The 748-nt window shown below is 41.4% G+C and carries 1 protein-coding gene and 1 pseudogene; one reads left to right on the top strand and one right to left on the bottom strand.

Features of this window, described 5'->3' with window-relative positions; all coding sequences use genetic code 11:
- Positions 1–245 (top strand): lipopolysaccharide kinase InaA family protein (locus tag AB4486_RS26530; protein ID WP_372119749.1); only part of this gene is annotated, 245 nt, incomplete at its 5' end.
- 1 nt (position 246) lies between these two features.
- Here AB4486_RS26530 and AB4486_RS26525 read toward each other — a convergent pair.
- Positions 247–748 (bottom strand): annotated as a pseudogene (locus AB4486_RS26525) (hypothetical protein); the annotation flags it as partial.

The following is a 748-nucleotide window of genomic DNA, read 5'->3' as shown; positions in this document are numbered from 1 at the left end:
ATGCAGGGGTCAATCATACCGACCTCAATATCCATAACATTCTCGTTGATAAAGCAGGCAAGGTTTGGATTATCGATTTTGATAAATGCCTAACGCAAACAGGTAATAGCTGGAAAGAGAGTAATTTAAAGCGACTTAGGCGCTCATTCGAAAAAGAAGTTCGATTAGGAAGGATTGATGCTCAGCACTTTGATTTTTCACAAATTGAACAAGGGTACAAAGTGAGTACCCTTGAGAGTCTATGATTTATTCTTCTTTCAAACCAAATAACTTACGAAGTTTCTTTTTCTTTTTATAGATATGCCCTCGAATCACTTCAGCAAGAGGGCGCTTGAAGGACACTTCTTTAACTAAAAGTATTTGCTCTTCAAATGGTTTATCTCCATGTGCTTCAAAGAACTGTTCCAACACCGTTCTCGCCCAGTCTTTTCGTCCACTCGTTGAATAATGATTGAGCCAAGCTTTCGCTGGTTCAATATTCACCTGTGTAGAGAGCGCTTCAGATAACGCAAACTGCTCTAAAGTGTGTGCCTCACACCCTTCTTGACGTAACGCTTGAATCAACACATCGGCATAATCAAAAGCTGGTGTGTGTTTCCCGGTGATACCGATGACTGCCGACGCCCACATAACTGAGTCTGGATTGGTGCGGTAGACACTGCCATCCATAAGCTTTATATCTCTATCCCTGATATGTGCGTATTCATTGGTGCTTGGCAAAGTATTGATGTTCACTTCTGAGCAAAAC

Origin of the sequence: Vibrio sp. 10N.222.55.C6 (assembly GCF_041473395.1) — a bacterium.
Classification (GTDB): Bacteria; Pseudomonadota; Gammaproteobacteria; order Enterobacterales; family Vibrionaceae; genus Vibrio; species Vibrio crassostreae_C.
This window is presented reverse-complemented; position numbering and strand designations above follow the sequence as displayed.